Annotated in this window: 21 protein-coding genes; 17 read left to right on the top strand and 4 right to left on the bottom strand. The window is 71.4% G+C overall.

The window, feature by feature from the left end; genetic code table 11:
- Positions 1-196 precede the first annotated feature (196 nt).
- From QSK45_RS31115 to QSK45_RS31135, 5 genes are all read left to right on the top strand, one after another.
- The gene (locus QSK45_RS31115; protein ID WP_285562224.1) at positions 197-2,242 is read left to right on the top strand and encodes a serine/threonine-protein kinase; all 2,046 of its coding nucleotides are present in this window, start codon (positions 197-199) and stop codon (positions 2,240-2,242) included.
- A 623-nt stretch (positions 2,243-2,865) separates the two neighbouring features.
- Positions 2,866-3,594 carry a prepilin peptidase gene (locus QSK45_RS31120; protein WP_285562225.1) on the top strand — a complete coding sequence of 243 codons (729 nt, stop codon included), beginning with the start codon at positions 2,866-2,868 and terminating at the stop codon, positions 3,592-3,594.
- Positions 3,595-3,636: 42 nt separating this feature from the next.
- Complete coding sequence (mqnC, locus tag QSK45_RS31125; protein WP_285562226.1) at positions 3,637-4,836, top strand: cyclic dehypoxanthinyl futalosine synthase; 1,200 nt, start codon at positions 3,637-3,639, stop codon at positions 4,834-4,836.
- 7 nt (positions 4,837-4,843) lie between these two features.
- A complete protein-coding gene (locus QSK45_RS31130) occupies positions 4,844-5,449 on the top strand; it encodes a hypothetical protein (protein WP_285562227.1) in 606 nt (201 codons plus the stop codon).
- 84 nt (positions 5,450-5,533) lie between these two features.
- The gene (locus QSK45_RS31135) at positions 5,534-6,226 is read left to right on the top strand and encodes a demethylmenaquinone methyltransferase (RefSeq protein WP_285562228.1); all 693 of its coding nucleotides are present in this window, start codon (positions 5,534-5,536) and stop codon (positions 6,224-6,226) included.
- Between the two features lie 3 nt (positions 6,227-6,229).
- On the opposite strand, the gene QSK45_RS31140 is transcribed toward QSK45_RS31135, so the two are convergent.
- Together QSK45_RS31140 and QSK45_RS31145 are read right to left on the bottom strand one after the other, a co-directional pair.
- Positions 6,230-6,565: a PASTA domain-containing protein gene (locus QSK45_RS31140; protein ID WP_285562229.1), complete on the bottom strand. Its 336-nt coding sequence runs from the start codon at positions 6,563-6,565 to the stop codon at positions 6,230-6,232.
- An 82-nt stretch (positions 6,566-6,647) separates the two neighbouring features.
- Positions 6,648-7,178 carry a GNAT family N-acetyltransferase gene (locus QSK45_RS31145; RefSeq protein WP_285562230.1) on the bottom strand — a complete coding sequence of 177 codons (531 nt, stop codon included), beginning with the start codon at positions 7,176-7,178 and terminating at the stop codon, positions 6,648-6,650.
- Positions 7,179-7,275: 97 nt separating this feature from the next.
- Between QSK45_RS31145 and QSK45_RS31150 the strand changes: the two genes are divergently transcribed.
- Positions 7,276-8,559 carry a geranylgeranyl reductase family protein gene (locus QSK45_RS31150; RefSeq protein ID WP_285562231.1) on the top strand — a complete coding sequence of 428 codons (1,284 nt, stop codon included), beginning with the start codon at positions 7,276-7,278 and terminating at the stop codon, positions 8,557-8,559.
- Here the strand turns inward: QSK45_RS31150 and def are convergent, their stop codons facing one another.
- Entirely contained in the window at positions 8,560-9,183 is a 624-nt protein-coding gene (gene def / locus QSK45_RS31155) for a peptide deformylase (RefSeq protein ID WP_285562232.1), read from the bottom strand.
- Between the two features lie 150 nt (positions 9,184-9,333).
- Entirely contained in the window at positions 9,334-10,158 is an 825-nt protein-coding gene (locus tag QSK45_RS31160) for a C40 family peptidase (protein WP_285562233.1), read from the bottom strand.
- 743 nt (positions 10,159-10,901) lie between these two features.
- Here QSK45_RS31160 and QSK45_RS31165 point away from each other — a divergent pair.
- The 11 genes from QSK45_RS31165 to nuoK are packed head-to-tail and all read left to right on the top strand — an operon-like array spanning position 10,902 to position 21,637.
- Entirely contained in the window at positions 10,902-11,261 is a 360-nt protein-coding gene (locus QSK45_RS31165; RefSeq protein WP_030494815.1) for an NADH-quinone oxidoreductase subunit A, read from the top strand.
- A gap of 15 nt (positions 11,262-11,276) precedes the next feature.
- Complete coding sequence (locus QSK45_RS31170; protein ID WP_007383964.1) at positions 11,277-11,831, top strand: NuoB/complex I 20 kDa subunit family protein; 555 nt, start codon at positions 11,277-11,279, stop codon at positions 11,829-11,831.
- Complete coding sequence (locus tag QSK45_RS31175) at positions 11,828-12,586, top strand: NADH-quinone oxidoreductase subunit C (protein ID WP_285562234.1); 759 nt, start codon at positions 11,828-11,830, stop codon at positions 12,584-12,586. Before QSK45_RS31170 ends, QSK45_RS31175 begins: the two co-directional genes overlap by 4 nt.
- The gene (locus QSK45_RS31180; protein WP_285562235.1) at positions 12,583-13,908 is read left to right on the top strand and encodes an NADH-quinone oxidoreductase subunit D; all 1,326 of its coding nucleotides are present in this window, start codon (positions 12,583-12,585) and stop codon (positions 13,906-13,908) included. The genes QSK45_RS31175 and QSK45_RS31180 overlap by 4 nt, the downstream gene beginning before the upstream one ends.
- A complete protein-coding gene (nuoE, locus tag QSK45_RS31185; RefSeq protein ID WP_490993641.1) occupies positions 13,905-14,687 on the top strand; it encodes an NADH-quinone oxidoreductase subunit NuoE in 783 nt (260 codons plus the stop codon). Before QSK45_RS31180 ends, nuoE begins: the two co-directional genes overlap by 4 nt.
- Positions 14,684-16,033: an NADH-quinone oxidoreductase subunit NuoF gene (gene nuoF / locus QSK45_RS31190; RefSeq protein ID WP_285562236.1), complete on the top strand. Its 1,350-nt coding sequence runs from the start codon at positions 14,684-14,686 to the stop codon at positions 16,031-16,033. Before nuoE ends, nuoF begins: the two co-directional genes overlap by 4 nt.
- A complete protein-coding gene (locus tag QSK45_RS31195; RefSeq protein WP_285562237.1) occupies positions 16,030-18,534 on the top strand; it encodes an NADH-quinone oxidoreductase subunit G in 2,505 nt (834 codons plus the stop codon). Before nuoF ends, QSK45_RS31195 begins: the two co-directional genes overlap by 4 nt.
- Positions 18,531-19,907 (top strand): NADH-quinone oxidoreductase subunit NuoH, encoded by a 1,377-nt coding sequence (gene nuoH / locus QSK45_RS31200; protein ID WP_285562238.1) that lies wholly within the window; start codon positions 18,531-18,533, stop codon positions 19,905-19,907. Before QSK45_RS31195 ends, nuoH begins: the two co-directional genes overlap by 4 nt.
- Positions 19,900-20,502, top strand: a complete 603-nt coding sequence (nuoI, locus tag QSK45_RS31205; RefSeq protein WP_285562239.1) for an NADH-quinone oxidoreductase subunit NuoI — start codon at positions 19,900-19,902, stop codon at positions 20,500-20,502. The genes nuoH and nuoI overlap by 8 nt, the downstream gene beginning before the upstream one ends.
- Entirely contained in the window at positions 20,499-21,341 is an 843-nt protein-coding gene (locus tag QSK45_RS31210) for an NADH-quinone oxidoreductase subunit J (RefSeq protein ID WP_285562240.1), read from the top strand. The genes nuoI and QSK45_RS31210 overlap by 4 nt, the downstream gene beginning before the upstream one ends.
- A complete protein-coding gene (nuoK, locus tag QSK45_RS31215) occupies positions 21,338-21,637 on the top strand; it encodes an NADH-quinone oxidoreductase subunit NuoK (RefSeq protein WP_285562241.1) in 300 nt (99 codons plus the stop codon). Before QSK45_RS31210 ends, nuoK begins: the two co-directional genes overlap by 4 nt.
- Positions 21,638-21,640: the final 3 nt, after the last annotated feature.

The raw sequence follows: 21,640 nt of genomic DNA on the forward strand, positions 1-21,640 counted from the left end.
GCCGGGGCCCGGGTCCGCGTTCGGGTCCGGGACGGGCGACGGCTCGGGGTCCGGGACGGGGTCCGGTGCGGGGTTCGGGCCGGGTGGCGGGTCCGTGTTCGGGACGGGTGACGGCTCGGGGTCCGGCTCGGGGTCCGGTGCGGGGTTCGGGCCGGTGGCCGGGTCGGGTGGCGGGTCCGGGCGCGGCGGGCCGGGCATGCGGCCGCTCGCCGACGACGAACCGGTGACCATCGGGCCGTACCGGCTGCTCGGGCGGCTCGGGGCCGGCGGGATGGGGCGGGTCTACCTCGGTCGCAGCGCGGGGGGCCGCACGGTCGCCGTCAAGATCGTGCACCCGCACTTCGCGCTGGACGAGGAGTTCCGTGCCCGCTTCCGCCGCGAGGTGGAGGCCGCGCGCCGGGTCGGCGGCGCCTGGACCGCGCCGGTGCTGGACGCGGACCCCGACGCCCCGGTGCCCTGGGTCGCCACCGCCTACGCGGCGGGACCCTCCCTCGCCTCGGCCGTCACCGGCACCGGTCCGCTGCCCGAGCACACGGTACGAGCCCTCGCCGCCGGCCTCGCCGAGGCGCTGGCAGCCGTCCACGCCCTGGGCCTGGTCCACCGCGACGTCAAGCCGTCCAACGTGCTGCTCACCCTGGACGGTCCCCTCCTGATCGACTTCGGCATCGCACGGGCCACGGACGGCACGGCGTCCCTGACCGCGACCGGCGCGTCGGTCGGCTCGCCGGGGTACATGGCCCCGGAACAGATCCTCGGCAAGAGCGCGACCGGGGCTGCGGACGTCTTCTCGCTGGGCGCGGTACTGACGTACGCGGCGACCGGGGAGTCGCCGTTCCCGGGGAACTCGTCGGCGGCGCTGCTGTACAAGGTGGTGCACGAGGAGCCGGAACTGGGAGCGCTGGGCGGCGAGTTGCGGGCGGTCGCGGAAGCGTGCCTCGCGAAGGACCCGTCGGCCCGCCCGGCTCCGGCGGAGGTGAGCCGCCGACTCGCTCCCGACGGCGCGGCCCGCTCGATAGCCGGGGGCTGGCTGCCGGGCCCCCTGGTGGAGCAGGTCAGCCGGAGTGCGGTCCAGCTGCTCAACCTGGACACGGCGGAGACGGTCCACTCGGGACCGGTCGCTTTCGACGGGCCGTCGGTGGAGGGGACCGGGGTGGGTCCGATTCCGAGTCCGAGTCCGATTCCGGCTCCGGCTCCGGCTCCGGCTCAGAGTCCGATTCCGGGTGCGGGTGCGGGTGCGGGTGCCGTGCCGGGTGAGGGCCCGGGGTGGGACGCGGATGCCGTGACGGGTGAGTTCGGGCCGGCGCCGGTGATGGGGCCCGCTCCCTCGACGCCCGCGCGGAGGCTCCCGCCCGCGTCCGGATTCCCGGCTGTGCCGACTGCCGGGTCCGGGTCTCCGGCCGAGCCGGCTTCCGCCTCTGGTTTCCCGGCCGCGTCGGGCTCGGGTTCCGGCTTCCCGGCCCCGCCGGCCCCCGCGTCCGGGTTCCCGGTCCCGCCTGCCCACGTCCCCGGCTTCCCTGCCCCGCCCGCCCACGCCCCCGCGCCGCCCGGCACGCCGACCGTCGTGCCCGCGCCCCGGGACGGGGACGGCGCGCGGCCCGGGAAGCTTTCGGTGAGCGTGGCGGCGAGCGCGTCACCCCCGGACACCGGCGGCGGGCGCCGGATCAGCTGCACGGTGGCGCTCGCGGTCGCCGGTGCGCTGGCCGTGGCGACGGTCGGGGTGGGCGCCCTGCTGCGCCCGTGGTCCGGCGGCCACACCAGCGAGGCGGGCGGCGCGCCCAACCCCGCGGCGAGTTCGGCGACTCCGGGCGCGACACCCCCCGGCGACTCCGCGCCCCAGCCCAGCGGCACCTCCACGGACCCTCCCCAGGGGGGCTCCGCCGGAGGTGGGACCAAGGGCCCCGGCGCGATACCGGCCCGCTATCTCGGGACGTGGGAGGGCCAGGCCACCGCCCTGGACGGCGGCCGGCACCTCGGCACTTACCGGCTCACCGTCCACCAGGCCGCGGTGGGTGCGGAGTTGGGCCGTCTGAGACGGACGGACCAGCGGGGCAGGGTCTGTACCGACGTCCTCACACTGAGACGGGCCACCGCCTCCCGGCTCACCGCCACCTCGGCCGGCCACGACGGCTGCGACCCCGCGACCCACGTGGTGGAGCTGACGCCCACCTACGGCGACCTGACGTACACCTCGGACAGCGAGACACAGGGCAACCCGGTGGCGGTGCTGACGAAGGCCGGTTAGGACTCGTCGGCCGGTCGGGTGACGGCTACTCGTCCGCGCCGTCGGACCCCGGGTCGCAGGACATGGGGAGGCATCCCGAACCGGTGCTCATGAACATGGACGACTCGTTCTGCACACCCACGCCGACCCACCAGTGCGACCTGGGGAGTCTTCCCCCGACCGGGGCCACCGTCGAGTCCGGGACACTTCTCCCCACCGCCGCCCTCGACCGACGTGGCGGCCGATCCGGCGGTGGGCCGGACCGCGTCGAGCGTCTCCGGCGCGAGCGACTGCGCCTTCCTCACCACCGACGTGGGGTCCGTGCCACCGCCGGGACCTCCCCAGCCCGTGGTCACCGCCGGCGCGGCCAGTGCCACGGCCACGGCTCCTCCGGACAACGGCTCCCTCGTTCTCACGACCCATCCATCGAAGAAGTGTTCCGAAGCGCGCGCCACGCCCTCGCCGCCGGCCTTCGGATCGTCACGGACGTGACGGGATCGGCCGTCCGCCGCCCCGGGATCTCTGTAGTCTCTCAGCGTCCCGAGCACGACTTCTCCCGCTCATCCGACCCAGGACAGCTGTCATGGCGCGACGCAGGATCCCAGCCCCGACCGGTTCCCGGCCCGTGTACGTGTCGAGCCGGGATGGGTGACGTGCCGCTGTGGGCCGCCGCCGCGCTGTGGGGTGCGGTGGCGGGAGCGCTGCTGCCCAGGGCCGCCTACCGGTTCGCCGTGCCGGTGGGGGAGGCGTGGCGCGTCCGATGCCCGGGGGAACACGTACTGCGGGGATGGCTCGGACCGGTGGACTGCGGGGAGTGCGCGCGGCAGGGCGCGCCCTTCGCTCCTCTCTCCGCCGTCACCGCCCTCCTGTGCGCCGCCCTCGCCGCGGCGACCGGCCCGAGGCCCGAGCTGCCGGTCTGGCTGCTGCTCGCGCCGGTGGGCGTGCTGCTGGGCGTGGTCGACGTCCGGGTGCGGCGGCTGCCCGACGTGCTGACGCTGCCGCTCGCCGCCGCCGCCCTCGCGCTGCTGGGCCTCGCCTCGCTGCTCCCCGGACACGCCGGGCACTGGTCCACCGCGTGGGGCGGGGCGTGCGCGCTCGGGGTCGGGTACGCCGTGCTGCATCTGGTGAACCCGGACGGGATGGGGCTCGGGGACGCGAAGCTGGCCCTGGGGATGGGGGCCGTGCTCGGGTGGTACGGGTGGAGTGCCGTACTGCTGGGGACCTTCGCCGCGGTCCTTGCCGGGGCGCTGTACGGCGGTGCGCTCGTCGCGGTGCGGCGGGCCCGGCGGAGGGCGGGGATCGCCTTCGGGCCGTTCCTGTTGGGAGGGACGCTCGCCGGGGTGCTGATCGGCGCGTATACGGCGCTGTCGTAGGCTGGTCCGGTCCGTCCGTACCCCTTACGAAAGGGCCCCCCGGTGACCGAGAAGGCCGACCTCCAGTCCGTCCTCGACCGTGCCGCCGCCGGCGGGCGGATCACCCCGGAAGAGGCCGTCGCCCTCTACCGCGACGCCCCGCTGCACGCGCTGGGCGCGGCCGCCGACGCCGTACGCCGCCGTCAGTACGCCGGCATCGAGCACATCGCGACGTACATCATCGAGCGCAACATCAACTACACGAACGTGTGTGTCACGGCGTGCAGGTTCTGCGCCTTCTACGCGGCGCCCAAGGACACGGACAAGGGCTGGACCCGCGACCTGGACGACATCCTGCGCCGCTGCGCGGAGACCGTCGAGCTGGGCGGCACCCAGATCATGTTCCAGGGCGGCCACCACCCGGACTACGGCGTCGAGTACTACGAGCGGCACTTCAAGGCCATCAAGGACGCCTTCCCCCAGCTGGTGATCCACTCGCTGGGCGCGTCCGAGGTCGAGCACATGGCCCGGATCAGCGGGGTGTCGGTCGAGGAGGCCATCACCCGGATCCACGCCGCCGGTCTCGACTCCTTCGCCGGCGCCGGCGCCGAGCTGCTGCCCGAGCGGCCGCGCAAGGCCATCGCCCCGCTCAAGGAGAGCGGCGAGCGCTGGCTGGAGATCATGGAGACGGCGCACAACCTGGGCGTGGAGTCCACCTCCACCATGCTGATGGGCACGGGCGAGACCAACGCCGAGCGCATCGAGCACCTGCGGATGATCCGTGACGTGCAGGACCGCACGGGCGGCTTCCGCGCGTTCATCCCGTACACGTACCAGCCCGAGAACAACCACCTCAAGGGCCGTACCCAGGCGACCCTCTTCGAGTACCTGCGGATGATCGCCATCGCCCGGCTGTTCCTCGACAACGTCCGGCACATCCAGGGCTCCTGGCTCACCACGGGCAAGGAAGTCGGCCAGCTGTCCCTGCACTACGGCGCGGACGACCTCGGCTCGATCATGCTGGAGGAGAACGTGGTCTCCTCGGCCGGCGCCAAGCACCGGTCCAACCGGCTGGAGATCATCGACCTCATCCGCAAGGCGGGGCGGGTGCCCGCGCAGCGTGCGACGACGTACGAGCACCTCGTCGTGCACGACGACCCGGCCGACGACCCCGTCGACGACCGCGTGGTCTCCCACATCTCCTCCACGGCGATCGAGGGCGGCACCGCGCACCCCGAGCTGAAGCTGCTCTCCGCCAACTGAGCGCGCCGTGCTGACGATCCACGCGGACTCCACGGGGCACGCGCTCGCCGTCGAGGGCGCTCGGGTGGTGGCCGCGGGCGATGTCCGGGAGCTGGCCGACGCGTATCCGCGGGCACGGGTGCGGCGGTGGCCGGGCATCCTGACGCCCGGCTTCGTCAACCTCCACGGCACGGAGCTGCTGGAGGAGACGTACCACCCGGACCCCCGGGAGGCCGGGGAGCTGGGCACCGGACCGCTGACGGGCGACGCGCTCGCCGCCCTGGCGTTGGACGACGTCCGGTGGGGCGGGAGTGCCCGGCGCGGGGTGCAGCGGATGCTGGCGCACGGGACGGTGGCGGTGGCGTGCGAGGCCCTGCGCAGGCCAGCCGTCGTGGACGCGGTACGGCGCACCGGGCTGGACCTGGTGAGCCGCACGGGCCGTCCCGGCGGGGTGCCCTCCCTGGACCCCCTCGCGTGCGGGCTGCCCCCGGAGGTGCCGTCGCCGCGTGAGCCGGGTTCCGCCGCCCGCTTCGCCGTCTTCGACGTGTCCGACGCGTCGGAACTCGCCGAGCGCGGGGCGTCGACGTGCGTGGCGACGGTGATCGGGGGCCGGCTGCTGTACCGGCGCCGCTGACGCCGGTCCTCCCGGCGACCGGCGAGGACCCGGACACGCCCGACCCGGAGCCGCCCGCCGGGACCGGGCTGCGACAATGGCCGGGTGACCCGCGCATCCCTGGACAAGCAGCCGCACGAAGTCGCCTCGATGTTCGACAACGTGGCGGAACGGTACGACCTGACCAACGACGTGCTGTCCCTGGGACAGGACCGCCGCTGGCGCAAGGAAGTGGCCCAGGCCGTCGACGCCCGCCCCGCGCAGAAGATCCTGGACCTCGCCGCCGGCACCGCCACCTCCTCCCTCCCCTTCGCCCGCACCGGCGCGTACGTCGTGCCCTGCGACTTCTCGCTCGGCATGCTCCAGGTCGGCAAGAAGCGTCACACCTGGCTGCCGTTCACGGCGGGCGACGCGACGAAGCTGCCGTTCAAGGACGACACCTTCGACGCCGTGACGATCTCCTTCGGCCTGCGCAACGTGCAGGACACCGATGCCGCGCTGCGCGAGATGTACCGCGTCACCAGGCCCGGCGGGCGCGTCGTGATCTGCGAGTTCTCGCACCCGACCTGGACGCCCTTCCGGACCGTCTACACCGAGTACCTGATGCGCGCCCTGCCCCCGGTCGCGCGCGCCGTGTCCTCGAACCCGGACGCGTACGTCTACCTCGCCGAGTCCATCCGCGCCTGGCCGGACCAGCCCGGCCTCGCCGAACGGCTCGGCAAGGCGGGCTGGTCCAGGGTGGCCTGGCGCAACCTCACCGGTGGCGTGGTCGCCCTGCACCGCGGCTTCAAGGACTGACTCTCAGCGGCCGATCATCTCGAACGCGTCCCCCGGTTCCCCCAGTTCCCGAGGGAGCCCGCCCGTCGGCGGCCGGGGGACGCGCGGTTCGCGTACGCCCCCGCCGCCCTCCCCCTCCGCGAAGTCGAACCACACGTACACCATCGAGTCCACCGGGACCGCCGCGCCGGGCTGCGGGTACTGGCGTACGACGTAGTCCACCACCGCCCGTTGGAAGTCGGGGCGGTCCGGCGCGGCCAGGAGAAGGCCCCGGGCCCGAGCGCTCTCTCGCGCGTCCACGGCCATCAGACCGACCAGCCGTGGCACACGTACTTCGGGTGTTTTGGGTGTTGCGTGCACAGATGTCACCCCCAGCGGTACTGGCAGGGTAGCCCCGGTGCGTCCCGGCCGGAAGGAGCCGGTGTCGTACTGTGACAGACGGCTACTCCGCGTCACCGTTAGAAGAGTCGAGCGCCAGTCGGAAGCAGAGCGCCTCCTCGTCCAGGACCGGGTGCGGATAGGTCTCCGCGGGACGCATGCCCAGGCGCCGGGTCACCGCGATGGACCGCTCGTTGCCCGGCCGTACCATCGCCACCACCTCCGGCACCCCCGCCTCCCGTACGCGCCGCAGGGTCTCGCGCGCGGCGGCGGTGACGTACCCCTTGCCCCAGTGCGCACGGCCGAGCCGCCAGCCGATCTCGATCGCGCCGACCGGGCCCCACTCGGGACGCCAGGGCTGGGCGCCGGTGAAGCCGAGGACCTCGTCGGACTCGTCCAGGATCGTCCAGAGGCAGAAGCCGAGTTCCGCGTCGTGCCGCCGCTGGCGCGCGGTCAGTTCCTCGTACACCGACATCCCGGCGGGCTTGCCGCCGTGGAACTCCATCACCTCGGGATCGGCGAAGACCCGGTGCCAGGCGAGGGCGTCCTCATGGGTGGGAACACGCAGCCGCAGCGCGGGGAGAGGTCGGTTCACAGGGCAGCCCTTCAGCCGGGTGATCTATTCCGCTGAATAGACTGCCCATGTCCAGTGCCGGTCGGCACGCAGATTTCGAACTTGGGGAGATCCCGCCGTGACCGAGCCCCTCTCCGACCACTCCGCCGATGTGATCGTCGTGGGCGCGGGGCCAGCCGGCTCCGCGACCGCGTACCACCTGGCCAAGGCCGGTCTCGACGTCCTGCTCCTGGAGAAGACGGAGTTCCCGCGCGAGAAGGTGTGCGGTGACGGCCTCACGCCCCGCGCGGTCAAGCAGCTCGTCGCCATGGGCATCGACGTCTCCGAGGAGGCCGGCTGGCTGCGCAACAAGGGTCTGCGCATCATCGGCGGCGGCTCCCGCCTCCAGCTGGACTGGCCGGACCTCGCGGCCTACCCGAACTACGGACTCGTGCGCAAGCGCGACGACTTCGACGAGATCCTGGCCCGAAACGCCCAGAAGGCGGGCGCGCGGCTGTACGAGCGCTGCAACGTCTCCGGGCCGATCGTCGACGAGCGCACCGGCCGCATCACCGGTGTGACCGCCAAGCTCGGCGAGGAGAAACGCGAGGTCCGCTACCACGCGCCGCTCGTCGTCGCGGCCGACGGCAACTCCACCCGGCTGTCGCTGGCGATGGGCCTGCACCGCCGCGAGGACCGGCCGATGGGCGTCGCGGTGCGCACGTACTTCACCTCGCCCCGCCACGACGACGACTACCTGGAGTCCTGGCTGGAGCTGTGGGACCGGCGCGGCCCCCAGGAGCGGCTGCTGCCCGGCTACGGCTGGATCTTCGGCATGGGCGACGGCACGTCCAACGTCGGCCTCGGCGTCCTCAACACCTCCGCCGCCTTCAAGGAACTGGACTGGCGGGAGATCCTCAAGGCATGGTGCGCGTCCATGCCCGAGGACTGGGGCTACACCCCCGAGAACATGACCGGCCCGATCCGCGGCGCCGCGCTGCCGATGGCCTTCAACCGCCAGCCCCACTACACCCGCGGGCTGCTGCTGGTCGGTGACGCCGGCGGCCTGGTGAACCCCTTCAACGGCGAGGGCATCGCCTACGCCATGGAGTCCGGCCGGATCGCCGCCGACGTCGTCGTCCAGGCGCACGCGCGGGCGACGCCTGCGCAGCGCGAGATCGCACTGCAGCGCTACCCGCGCGTCCTCAAGGACACCTACGGCGGCTACTACAACCTCGGCCGCGCCTTCGTGAAGCTCATCGGCAACCCCAAGGTCATGCAGATCGCCACCCAGCGCGGCCTGACCCACCCGGTCCTGATGAAGTTCACCCTGAAGCTCCTGGCCAACCTGACCGACCCCACGGGCGGCGACGCGATGGACCGGATCATCAACGGCCTGACGAAGGTGACCCCGAAGGCCTGATCAGGCGCCGAACGCGGCCTCCTTGGCGGACCTGCGGGCGTACACCTCCTCCCGCCGGTCCGCCATCTGCCGCAGCGCGTCCTTCTTCTCCCGCTTGGTCAACCGGTCGAGGTAGATGTACCCGTCCGTGTGATCCGTCTCGTGGGCGAGGCAGCGCGCGAAGTAGCCGGTGCCCTCGATCTCCACGGGGTCGCCGTCCCGGTCCTGCCCGCGCACGACGGCCCGGTCCGGCCGCGGCACGGCCATCACCGCGCCCGGCACCGAGAGACACCCCTCGCCCTCGTCCAGCAGCCGCCGGCCGCCGAGGGGCGATTCCAGTACGGGGTTGACGATGTGTCCGACATGCCGGTTTCCGTCGTCATCGGGGCAGTCGTACACGAAAAGGCGCAGATCGACCCCGATCTGATTCGCCGCGAGTCCCGCCCCCTCGGCGACGTACATCGTGCGGAACATGTCGTCGATGAGCGCCGCGAGGTCGGGCCCGAACTCCGTGACGTCCCGGCACGGCTTGTGCAGCACCGCCTCGCCGACCTCGGTGATCCGGCGCACCGCTCCGCGCCCGGCCTCGGGGGCGTACCGGGGGAACTCGGCGACAGGGGCGCCCTGAACGAACACGCGTGGCATCGCGTCTTCTCCTTCACTCGTGGACGGCCGCCGTGCGGCGGCCGAGCCCCGAGCATGCCAGGGAACGCCGCGGGGCCGCTGCCCCCGAGCGGCTGCGGCCCCGCACAAGGCGCGCGAAGCGCCTCAAGTACGCGAAACGGTCGGGATGCCTCAGAGCACCCGCACGGCACCGGTCGGCTGGTCGTACGACAGCGGGTGCTCCGCGACGCCGTCCGACGGGTTCTGCGCGCCGACGAACATGCCGCCGCCCACGTACACCGCCACGTGGTACGCGCTGCCCGCGCTGCCCCAGTACAGGATGTCGCCCGGCTGGAGGTTGCTCAGCGAGACCTGGGTACCGGCGGTCGACTGGTCCTGGGAGACGCGCGGCAGGCTCACGCCGACCTGCTTGAAGGCGGTCTGCACGAGGCCCGAGCAGTCGTACGCGGAGGGGCCGGTGGCGCCGGAGACGTACGCCTTGCCCAGCTGCGACTTGACGAAGCTGACGACGGCCGCGGCGGAACCGGTGGCCGTGGAGGAGCTGGTGCTCGTGCTCGTGGTGGTGGAGCCGGTGGAGGCGCTCGCCGAGAGGGTCGTACGGGCCGTGCTGCGGGAGGCGCGCTCGGCGGCCGCCTTGCGGGCGGCCTCCTCGGCCTTCTTCTTGGCCTCGGCGGCCTTCTTCTTGGCCTCGGCGAGGTCCGCCTTGGCCTGCTTCGCGGCCTTCGCGGCGGCCGCGTCGCGCTCGGCCTGGAGCTGGTAGTTCGCCGCGGCCTGCTGCGTGGCGTCCGCGGACTGGGCCGCCTGGGCGGCCAGGTCGGCCGTCAGGGTGGGAAGTTCGAGGGTCTGCGTCACCGGCTCGGCGGCGCTGGCCGAACCGGCGGACCCGGCGACGGCCAGGGTGCTGAGGACGCCACCGGCAACTCCGGCCCGCATCGCGAGGGACGACGCGCTGCGGCGGGGCTTCCGGTGGCTGCGTATGTGAGCGGTGTGGGACATGGGAACAACCGGTATCAGGGGCTCCTCCGTATCTTCAAGAAACGTGTGCTGCGCCACAGTTGCCCAATCGAGACCTCAAACCTCGGGCGTGTCGTCCTTTATTGACGCCGTAACGGACATTGCGGACGCCCGTGATCAAGCCCTTGATCACGGTCTTTGATCATTACGTCCGAATTGCCCCACGCTTACCACCGGTTGGGGTGGTTGGCCAAGCTCGGTTCCTGAGAGGCTGCTGTGACTGTGACCGAGGTCACGGAACGGTCGCGCGAGGGCCGGCGTCCCGCGCGTGCGGAGTTCGTGAACGCGCGCACGCGCTTCCCCTCCCGTCCACACCGCACCTCCTGTCTCCCTCTGACGTGTGAACGGGATCCACTATCAAGATCGAGTGTCCAACGCCAATTTGCATGCAAGCGAACTCTCTTGATATTGAGACGCCGCCCCCGGCCTGCGGTGACGGGCGGGAATGTCACTTCTGGTGATCAACTGAACGCTTCGCGTATGAAGATCACCCATCATCCGACTTCATGATCCTTCGTCAGGTGGTGGAGATCACAAAGCTTGTGGAATACCCCGTGTCGCAGATCACAGATCGGCGGGCATAAGATGCGAGGCAGTTGGGCTTGTGACCTGCTTCACATGTTCTCGATCTTCGCCGGGACGAGCGGGGTTCGTGGGGCCGGTGGGGCGGATGTGAGCCCAGCGAACCGCCAGCAGTCAGTGCCGACTGAGAGGAGCGAGGAGCGGTGAACGCGTATGCGCCCATCCTCGTACTGGGAGCCCTCGGGGCAGGCTTTGCGATCTTCTCCGTGGTCATGGCCACGCTGATCGGTCCGAAGCGGTACAACCGCGCCAAGCTCGAAGCCTACGAGTGCGGTATCGAGCCGACCCCCACGCCGGCCGGCGGCGGGCGCTTCCCCATCAAGTACTACCTGACGGCGATGCTCTTCATCGTCTTCGACATCGAGATCGTCTTCCTCTACCCCTGGGCCGTCACCTTCGACGCCCTGGGGCTTTTCGGGCTCGTGGAGATGCTGCTCTTCGTGCTCACCGTCTTCGTCGCGTACGCGTACGTATGGCGGCGCGGCGGCCTGGAATGGGACTGAGGGGCCTTATAAGACATGGGACTCGAAGAAAAGCTGCCGAGCGGCTTCCTGCTGACCACCGTCGAACAGGCCGCGGGCTGGGTGCGCAAGGCATCCGTCTTCCCGGCCACCTTCGGCCTGGCCTGTTGTGCCATCGAGATGATGACCACCGGCGCCGGCCGTTACGACCTCGCGCGCTTCGGCATGGAGGTGTTCCGCGGCTCGCCGCGCCAGGCGGACCTGATGATCGTGGCCGGCCGGGTCAGCCAGAAGATGGCGCCGGTACTGCGGCAGGTCTACGACCAGATGCCGAACCCCAAGTGGGTGATCTCCATGGGCGTCTGCGCCTCCTCCGGCGGCATGTTCAACAACTACGCGATCGTCCAGGGCGTCGACCACATCGTCCCGGTCGACATCTACCTCCCCGGCTGCCCGCCCCGCCCCGAGATGCTGATGGACGCGATCCTCAAGCTCCACCAGAAGATCCAGTCCTCCAAGCTCGGCGTGAACGCGGAGGAAGCGGCCCGCGAGGCGGAGGAGGCGGCGCTCAAGGCCCTGCCCACCATCGAGATGAAGGGGCTGCTGCGGTGAGCGACGCCAACGGCACCCACGGCGGCGGAGCGAACGGGGTGAACCCCGAGAAGGACCTCTCCGCCTCCAACCTCCCCGGCCAGCGCGGCCAGGGCGGTGAGGAGATCCGCGTCCAGCGCGGCATGTTCGGCGCCGACAACGGCGGGGACACCTCCGGCTACGGCGGCCTGGTCCGCTCGATCCGCCTGCCCGGACCGGCGAACCGGCCCTACGGGGGATGGTTCGACGAGGTCGCCGACGAGCTGGAGGGCGCCCTGGAGGAACAGGGCCTGCTGCCGGACAACGCCATCGAGAAGACGGTGGTCGACCGCGGCGAGCTCACCTTCCACATCGAGCGCGAGCACCTGCTCCGCGTCGCCCGCACCCTGCGCGACGACCCCGCCCTGCGCTTCGAACTGTGCACCGGCGTCAGCGGTGTGCACTACCCGCACGACAAGGGCCGCGAGCTGCACGCCGTCTACCACCTGCGCTCGATCACCCACAACCGGCTGATCCGGCTGGAGGTCAGCGCCCCCGACGCCGACCCGCGCATCCCGTCCCTCGTCTCCGTGTACCCCACCAACGACTGGCACGAGCGCGAGACCTACGACTTCTTCGGAATCGTCTTCGACGGCCACCCGGCCCTCACGCGGATCATGATGCCGGACGACTGGCAGGGCCACCCGCAGCGCAAGGACTACCCGCTCGGCGGCATCCCCGTCGAGTACAAGGGCGCCCAGATCCCGGCTCCGGACCAGCGGAGGTCGTACTCGTGAGCAGCACCCAGTCAGCAGCCTCCCGGGAAACCACCGAGGGCACCGTCTACACGGTCACCGGTGGCGACTGGGACGAGGTCGTCCAGTCCGCGGCCCGCGCCGACGACGAGCGCATCGTCGTCAACATGGGGCCCCAGCACCCCTCCACCCACGGGGTGCTCCGGCTCATCCTGGAGATCGAGGGCGAGACGGTCACCGAGGCCCGCTGCGGCATCGGCTACCTGCACACCGGCATCGAGAAGAACCTCGAATACCGCACGTGGACGCAGGGCACGACCTTCGTCACGCGCATGGACTACCTGACGTCCTTCTTCAACGAGACCGCCTACTGTCTCGCCGTCGAGAAACTCCTCGGCATCGAGGACGACGTCACCGAGCGCGCCAAGATCATCCGGGTCCTCCTGATGGAGCTGAACCGGCTCTCCTCCCACCTGGTGTGCATCGCCACCGGCGGCATGGAACTGGGCGCGACCACGATCATGATCTACGGCTTCCGTGATCGTGAAATGATTCTCGACCTCTACGAGCTGATCACCGGCCTGCGGATGAACCACGCGTACATCCGCCCCGGCGGCCTCGCCCAGGACCTGCCGCCCGGCGCGGTCGACCAGATCCGCGAGTTCGTCAAGAAGATGCGCCGAAACCTCCCGGAGTACGACAAGCTCGCCACCGGGAACCCCATCTTCAAGGCCCGCATGGGCGACATCGGCTATCTCGACCTGGCCGGCTGCATGGCCCTCGGCGCCACCGGCCCGATCCTGCGCGCCACCGGCCTGCCGCACGACCTGCGCAAGACCCAGCCGTACTGCGGCTACGAGACCTACGACTTCGAGGTCCCGACCGCCGACAGCTGCGACGCCTACGGCCGCTTCCTGATCCGCCTGGAGGAGATGCGCCAGTCCCTCGGGATCATCGAGCAGTGCCTGGACCGGCTGGCGCCCGGACCGGTCATGGTCGCCGACAAGAAGATCGCCTGGCCCGCCCAGCTGGCCCTCGGCCCGGACGGACTCGGCAACTCCCTCGACCACATCAAGAAGATCATGGGCACCTCCATGGAGGCCCTGATCCACCACTTCAAGCTGGTCACCGAGGGCTTCCGGGTCCCGCCCGGCCAGGCGTACGCGGCCGTCGAGTCCCCCAAGGGCGAACTGGGCGTGCACGTCGTGTCCGACGGCGGCACCCGCCCCTACCGGGTCCACTTCCGCGACCCGTCCTTCACCAATCTCCAGGCCATGGCGGCGATGTGCGAGGGCGGCCAGGTCGCCGACGTGATCGTCGCCGTCGCGTCCATCGACCCCGTGATGGGAGGCGTCGACCGGTGACCACCTCTTCTTCGGAGCACGGCGTCAGCCTCGGCATGCCCGAGCCGCCCGCGCCCGCCTACCCGGACGACGTACGGGAGCGCCTGGAGGCGGACGCGCGCGAGGTCATCGCGCGCTACCCCGACTCCCGCTCCGCGCTGCTGCCGCTGCTCCACCTCGTGCAGGCCGAGGAGGGCCACGTCACGCGCACCGGAATGCGGTTCTGCGCGGAGACGCTCGGCCTGACCACGGCCGAGGTCACCGCGGTGGCCACCTTCTACACCATGTACCGGCGCCGCCCCTCCGGCGACTACCAGGTCGGGGTGTGCACCAACACGCTGTGCGCGGTGATGGGCGGCGACGCGATCTTCGAGACGCTCCAAGAGCACCTGGGCGTCGGCAACGGGGAGACCACCGACGACGGCCGGGTCACCCTGGAGCACATCGAGTGCAACGCGGCCTGCGACTTCGCGCCCGTCGTGATGGTCAACTGGGAGTTCTTCGACAACCAGACGCCGGCCAGCGCCCGGGATCTGGTGGACGACCTGCGCGCCGGACGGGCCGTACAGCCCACCCGCGGCGCCCGGCTGTGCACCTTCAAGGAGACCGCCCGGATCCTGGCCGGCTTCCCGGACGAGCGGCCCGGGGCCGTCGAGGAGGGCGGCAGCGCCGGACCCGCCTCGCTGGTGGGCCTGCGCCTGGCCAAGGGCGAGCCCGCACCCGCGCGCGTGGTCCATCCCCGCGGCCAGGAACCCCAGGACGGGCCGTCCTCCCGCCAGGCCGAAGAGGAGGGGGAGTGATGAGCGTGGCAGCCGAACTCAAGGACTCCAGCCCGGAGAAGCTGCTCGCCCCCGTGCTGTCGGCCTTCTGGGACGAGGACCGCTCCTGGTCCCTGGACGTCTACCGTCGGCACGAAGGGTACGAGGGGCTCCGCAAGGCGCTCGCCATGTCGCCCGACGACCTGATCGCCTACGTCAAGGAATCCGGCCTGCGCGGCCGCGGCGGCGCAGGCTTCCCGACCGGGATGAAGTGGCAGTTCATCCCGCAGGGCGACGGCAAACCGCACTATCTCGTGGTCAACGCCGACGAGTCCGAGCCGGGCACCTGCAAGGACATCCCGCTCCTGTACGCGAACCCGCACAGCCTCATCGAGGGCATCGTGATCGCGTGCTACGCCATCCGGTCCTCGCACGCCTTCATCTACCTGCGGGGAGAAGTGGTCCCCGTGCTGAGGCGGCTGCACGAGGCCGTGCGCGAGGCCCACGCGGCGGGCTACCTCGGCCAGAACATCCTCGGCAGCGGAATGGACCTCGACCTCACCGTGCACGCCGGCGCCGGCGCGTACATCTGCGGCGAGGAGACCGCGCTGCTCGACTCGCTCGAAGGCCGCCGCGGCCAACCGCGGCTGCGTCCCCCCTTCCCCGCCGTCGAAGGGCTCTACGCCTGCCCCACCGTGGTGAACAACGTCGAGTCCATCGCCTCGGTTCCCGCGATCCTGAAGAACGGGAAGGAATGGTTCAGGTCGATGGGCAGCGAGAAGTCCCCGGGCTTCACGCTCTACTCGCTCAGCGGCCATGTCGCGAGCCCCGGCCAGTACGAGGCCCCGCTCGGCATCACCCTGCGCCAGCTGCTGGAGATGAGCGGCGGGATGCGCCCCGGCCACCGGCTGAAGTTCTGGACGCCGGGCGGCTCCTCCACGCCGATGTTCACCGCGGAACACCTCGACGTGCCCCTCGACTACGAGGGCGTCGGCGCCGCGGGCTCCATGCTCGGCACCAAGGCCCTGCAGTGCTTCGACGAGACCACCTGCGTGGTCCGCGCGGTCACCCGCTGGACGGAGTTCTACGCCCACGAGTCCTGCGGCAAGTGCACCCCGTGCCGTGAAGGGACGTACTGGCTCGTGCAGTTGCTGCGGGACATCGAGGCCGGCAAGGGCGCCAGGTCCGACCTCGACAAGCTCGCGGACATCGCCGACAACATCAACGGCAAGTCCTTCTGCGCCCTCGGCGACGGCGCGGCCTCCCCGATCTTCTCCTCGCTGAAGTACTTCCGCGAGGAGTACGAGCAGCACATCACGGGCCGGGGCTGCCCCTTCGACCCGGCCAAGTCGACGGCCTGGGCGGACCGCCCGGAGGTGAACGCATGACCGTGACCACCAACGCTCCCGCGGGTGGCGGAGAGGCGGCCCTCCCGCCGGAAGACCTCGTCACGCTGACGATCGACGGCATCGGGATCAGCGTGCCCAAGGGCACCCTGGTCATCCGGGCCGCCGAACAGCTCGGCATCGAGATCCCCCGCTTCTGCGACCACCCGCTGCTCGCCCCGGCCGGCGCCTGCCGGCAGTGCATCGTGGAGGTCGAGGGCCAGCGCAAGCCCATGGCCTCCTGCACCATCACCTGCACCGACGGCATGGTGGTGCGCACCCAGCTGACCTCGCCGGTCGCCGAGAAGGCCCAGCACGGTGTGATGGAGCTGCTGCTCATCAACCACCCGCTGGACTGCCCGGTCTGCGACAAGGGCGGCGAGTGCCCGCTGCAGAACCAGGCCATGTCGCACGGCAACGCCGAGTCCCGCTTCGAGGGCCGCAAGCGCACCTACGAGAAGCCGGTCGCGATCTCCAGCCAGGTGCTGCTGGACCGCGAGCGCTGTGTGCTGTGCGCCCGCTGCACCCGCTTCTCCAACCAGATCGCGGGCGACCCCATGATCGAGCTGATCGAGAGGGGCGCGCTCCAGCAGGTCGGCACCGGCGAGGGCGACCCGTTCGAGTCGTACTTCTCCGGGAACACCATCCAGATCTGCCCGGTCGGGGCGCTCACCTCGGCGGCGTACCGCTTCCGCTCCCGCCCGTTCGACCTGGTCTCCTCGCCGTCGGTGTGCGAGCACTGCGCGGGCGGCTGCGCCACCCGCACCGACCACCGGCGCGGCAAGGTCATGCGGCGGCTCGCCGCCAACGACCCCGAGGTCAACGAGGAGTGGATCTGCGACAAGGGGCGCTTCGCGTTCCGTTACGCGCAGCTCAAGGACCGCCTCGACACCCCGCTGGTGCGGGGCGCGGACGGGACCCTGGAACCCGCCTCCTGGCCGGAGGCGCTGGAGGCCGCCGCGCGCGGCCTGACCGCGGCCCGCTCCCGGGCCGGCGTCCTGACCGGCGGCCGGCTCACCGTCGAGGACGCCTACGCGTACAGCAAGTTCGCGCGGGTGGCCCTCGGCACGAACGACATCGATTTCCGCGCCCGCGTGCACAGCGCGGAGGAGGCGGCCTTCCTCGCCTCCCGGGTCGCGGGTCGCGGCCGGGATCTCGACGGTACGGGGGTCACCTACACCTCCCTGGAGAAGGCGCCCGCCGTGCTGCTCGTCGGATTCGAGTCGGAGGAGGAGGCGCCCGGCGTCTTCCTGCGGCTGCGCAAGGCGTGGCGGAACCACAAGCAGCTGGTGTTCGCGCTGGCCACGCACGCGACCCGGGGTCTTCAGAAGGCGGGCGGCACCCTGCTGCCGGCCGCGCCCGGCACCGAGACCGAGTGGCTGGACGCGCTCGCGAGCGGGGTCGGCCTGGAGGCGCCCGGCACGCGGGCCGCCGAGGCGCTGCGCGGCGAGGGCGCCGTCATCGTCGTGGGGGAGCGGCTGGCCTCGGTCCCCGGCGGGTTCACCGCCGCGGTACGGGCCGCCGCCGCGACCGGCGCCCGGCTGGTGTGGATCCCGCGCCGGGCCGGGGAGCGCGGCGCCCTGGAGGCCGGCGCGCTGCCCGCGCTGCTGCCGGGCGGCCGTCCCGCGACCGACCCGCGTGCCCGCGACGAGGTGGCCGCCGCCTGGGGCCTGTCCGAGCTGCCGCCGGGCTACGGCCGCGACACCGGGCGGATCGTCGAGGCTGCCGCGGACGGCGCCCTCGCGGCCCTGGTGGTCGCGGGCGTCGAGGTCGCCGACCTGCCCGACCCGGCCCGCGCCCGCGAGGCGCTGGACCGGGTCGGCTTCCTGGTCTCGCTGGAACTGCGGCCCAGCGAGGTCACCGAACGCGCCGACGTCGTCCTGCCGGTCGCCGCGGTCGCCGAGAAGGCCGGGACCCTCCTCGACTGGGAGGGCAGGGTGCGCTTCTTCGAGGCAGCGCTCAAGCCGGACCAGATGACGCGCCGCCTGGCCCCGACCGACGCGCGCGTGCTGCACATGCTGGCCGACGCGATGGACGTCCACCTCGGCCTGCCGGACCTGCGCACCATCCGCGCGGAGATCGACCGGCTCGGCCCCTGGGACGGCCCGTACGCCGCCGAACCCCGGGAGGCGCCGGGTGCCGTGCCCCGGCCGGCCGTCGGGGAGGCCGTGCTCGCGGGCCACCGGCTGCTGCTCGACCAGGGCGTCCTCCAGGAGGGCGACGAGGCGCTGGCCGGCACCCGGCACGCCGCCCGCGCCCGCCTGTCGGCCGCCACGGCCGCCGAGGCGGGCGTCGAGGACGGCGCTCCCCTCGCCGTCACCGGGCCCGCCGGAACCGTCGAACTCCCGCTCCAGATCACCGAGATGCCCGACCGCGTGGTCTGGCTCCCGCTGAACTCCGTCGGCGGCGGCGTCGCCTCCGACACCGGCGCACAGCCCGGCGACCTCGTCCGCATCGGCCCGGCGTCCCCCGCCGAGACGGCCCCCAAGGAGGTGGAGGCATGAGCCCGTACCTCGCCGTTGAAGACCTCTCGATGTTCGGCCGCGACCCCTGGTGGCTGGTCGTCGTCAAGGCCGTCTTCTGCTTCGCCTTCCTGATGGTGACCGTGCTGTTCTCCATCGTCTGGGAGCGCAAGGTCGTCGCCTGGATGCAGCTGCGCATCGGGCCCAACCGGCACGGACCCTGGGGCATGCTCCAGTCGCTCGCCGACGGCGTGAAACTGATGCTCAAGGAGGACCTGATCGTCCGCCGCGCGGACAAGGTCGTCTACGTCCTCGCACCGATCGTGGCGGCCATCCCGGCCTTCATGGCGATCGCGGTGATCCCGTTCGGCCCGGCCGACCACGAGATCTCCATCTTCGGCACCCGTACGACGATGCAGCTCACCGACCTGCCGATCGCGATGCTCTACATCCTCGCGGTCGCCTCGGTCGGCATCTACGGCATCGTCCTCGCCGGCTGGAGTTCCGGATCGACGTACCCGCTCCTCGGCGGGCTGCGCTCCTGCGCGCAGATGATCTCCTACGAGATCGCCATGGGCGCCGCGTTCGCCTCGGTGTTCCTCTACTCGGGGTCGATGTCGACGTCGACCATCGTGGCCCAGCAGCACGACCGCTGGTACATCCTGCTGCTGCCGGTCTCCTTCCTCCTCTACATCGTCACCATGGTCGGCGAGACCAACCGCGCCCCCTTCGACATGCCGGAGTCCGAGGGCGACCTGGTGGGCGGCTTCAACACCGAGTACTCGTCCATCAAGTTCGCGATGTTCATGCTCGCCGAGTACGTGAACATGGTGACGGTCTCCGCCGTCTCCACCACCCTCTTCCTCGGCGGCTGGCGGGCCCCCTGGCCGATCAGCACCTTCTGGGCGGGCGCCAACCACGGCTGGTGGCCGATGCTCTGGTTCGTCATCAAGGTGCAGCTGCTGCTGTTCTTCTTCATCTGGCTGCGCGGCACCCTGCCCCGCGTCCGCTACGACCAGCTGATGAAGCTCGGCTGGAAGGTCCTCATCCCGGTCTCGGTGACCTGGCTGATGCTCGTGGCGTCCGTGCGGGCACTGCGCAACGAGCACTACGACTTCGCCGACATCGCCCTCTACGTGGGCGGCGGTGTGCTCGCCCTGCTGCTGATCTCCTTCGTCGCCGACATCTTCCGCGAGAAGGCGCGGCCGGCCGGGCAACCGGCGGCCGAGCAGGGCGGGTTCGACCCGATGGCGGGCGGGTTCCCGGTGCCGCCGCTGCCCGGACAGGAGCTGCCGCCGGTGCCCCGGCGCCGCCCGCGCCGGGAGCGGGAGCTGATTGTCAGTGGTGGGACCGACACTGTCGGTGACGGATCGTCGCAGGGATCTACGGATGGAAAGGAGGCGTCCGATGGCTGAGGAGCCCAAGGAGACCAAGCCCGGTTTCCAGAACCCCGTGGCCGGCTTCGGCGTGACCTTCAAGGCCATGTTCAAGAAGCGGTTGACCGAGCAGTACCCGGAGCAGAAGAAGACCACCGCTCCGCGCTTCCACGGACGGCACCAGCTCAACCGCCATCCGGACGGCCTGGAGAAGTGCGTCGGCTGCGAGCTGTGCGCCTGGGCCTGCCCCGCCGACGCCATCTATGTGGAGGGCGCCGACAACACCGACGAGGAACGCTACTCGCCGGGCGAGCGCTACGGCCGCGTCTACCAGATCAACTACGCCCGCTGCATCCTGTGCGGCCTGTGCATCGAGGCGTGCCCCACGCGCGCGCTCACGATGACCAACGAGTTCGAACTGGCCGACTCCAGCCGCGCCAACCTCATCTACACCAAGGAGCAGCTGCTGGCCGGCCTCGAAGAGGGCATGGTCGACACGCCGCACTCCATCTTCCCCGGCACCACCGAGGAGGACTACTACCGGGGCCTGGTCACGCAGGCCGCCCCCGGCACGGTCCGCCAGGTCGCCGTCTCCAAGGGGGAGAAGGAAGAGGACCGGGAGGTGGACGCATGAGCGCGCAGCTCGCCGCCTACACGACCTCCACCGGTGAGGCCTTCCAGTTCTGGGTCCTCGGCACCGTCGCGGTGATCGGCGCCCTGTGCACCGTCCTCATGAGGAAGGCCGTGCACAGCGCCCTCAGCCTCGCCGGGACCATGATCGTCCTGGCGGTCTTCTACCTCGCCAACGGCGCCTACTTCCTGGGCATCGTGCAGATCGTCGTCTACACCGGCGCGATCATGATGCTGTTCCTGTTCGTGGTGATGCTCGTCGGCGTCACGGCCGCGGACTCGCTGAAGGAGACCATCAAGGGCCAGCGCTGGCTGGCCCTGCTGTGCGGGGTCGGCTTCGGCGTGCTGCTGCTCGCCGGGATCGCCAACGCCTCCCTGAAGGACTTCACCGGCACCGGCCAGGCGAACGCGAACGGCAATGTGGAGGGCCTCGCCGCCCTGATCTTCACCAAGTACGTCTTCGCCTTCGAGATCACCGGCGCCCTGCTGATCACGGCCGCCGTCGGCGCCATGGTGCTCACCCACCGCGAGCGCACCGAGCGCGCCAGGACCCAGCGCGAGCTGGCCGAACAGCGCGTCCGCGAGGGCACGTACGTGCCGCCGCTGCCCGCCCCGGGTGTCTACGCCCGGCACAACGCGGTGGACGTCGCGGGCCTGCTCCCCGACGGCACCCCCTCCGAGCTGACCGTCAGCAAGACGCTGCGTGAACGCGGCCAGATCCGGGACGTGTCCACGGAGGCCATCAACGATCTGCGGGCGCTGGAACAGCGCTCCAAGGAGCGCCTGGAGCGGGCGCCGATCGCACCGGAGACGTTCAAGCGGCCCGAGGAGGCGTCGAAGTGAACCCGGTCAACTACCTGTATCTCGCGGGTCTGTTGTTCACGATCGGCGCCACCGGCGTGCTGATCCGGCGCAACGCCATCGTGGTCTTCATGTGCGTCGAGCTGATGCTGAACGCCTGCAACCTGGCGTTCGTCACCTTCTCCCGGCTGCACGGCAACCTGGACGGCCAGGTCATCGCCTTCTTCACGATGGTCGTCGCCGCCGCGGAGGTCGTGGTGGGCCTCGCGATCATCGTGTCGCTGTTCCGTGCCCGCCACTCGGCCTCGGTCGACGACGCCAGCCTGATGAAGCTGTAAGGG

The sequence above is a fragment of the Streptomyces hygroscopicus subsp. hygroscopicus genome (assembly GCF_030269125.1).
In the GTDB taxonomy this organism is placed as follows: Bacteria; Actinomycetota; Actinomycetes; order Streptomycetales; family Streptomycetaceae; genus Streptomyces; species Streptomyces hygroscopicus_C.

Coding starts and splice junctions, on each gene's coding strand:
- QSK45_RS31120 (WP_285562225.1), top strand. CDS start 2,866: ATGGGTGACGTGCCGCTGTGGGCCGCCGCCGCGCTGTGGGGTGCGGTG.
- QSK45_RS31115 (WP_285562224.1), top strand. CDS start 197: ATGCGGCCGCTCGCCGACGACGAACCGGTGACCATCGGGCCGTACCGG.
- QSK45_RS31170 (WP_007383964.1), top strand. CDS start 11,277: ATGGGACTCGAAGAAAAGCTGCCGAGCGGCTTCCTGCTGACCACCGTC.
- QSK45_RS31160 (WP_285562233.1), bottom strand. CDS start 10,158: ATGTCCCACACCGCTCACATACGCAGCCACCGGAAGCCCCGCCGCAGC.
- def (WP_285562232.1), bottom strand. CDS start 9,183: ATGCCACGCGTGTTCGTTCAGGGCGCCCCTGTCGCCGAGTTCCCCCGG.
- nuoH (WP_285562238.1), top strand. CDS start 18,531: ATGAGCCCGTACCTCGCCGTTGAAGACCTCTCGATGTTCGGCCGCGAC.
- QSK45_RS31195 (WP_285562237.1), top strand. CDS start 16,030: ATGACCGTGACCACCAACGCTCCCGCGGGTGGCGGAGAGGCGGCCCTC.
- QSK45_RS31210 (WP_285562240.1), top strand. CDS start 20,499: ATGAGCGCGCAGCTCGCCGCCTACACGACCTCCACCGGTGAGGCCTTC.
- nuoI (WP_285562239.1), top strand. CDS start 19,900: ATGGCTGAGGAGCCCAAGGAGACCAAGCCCGGTTTCCAGAACCCCGTG.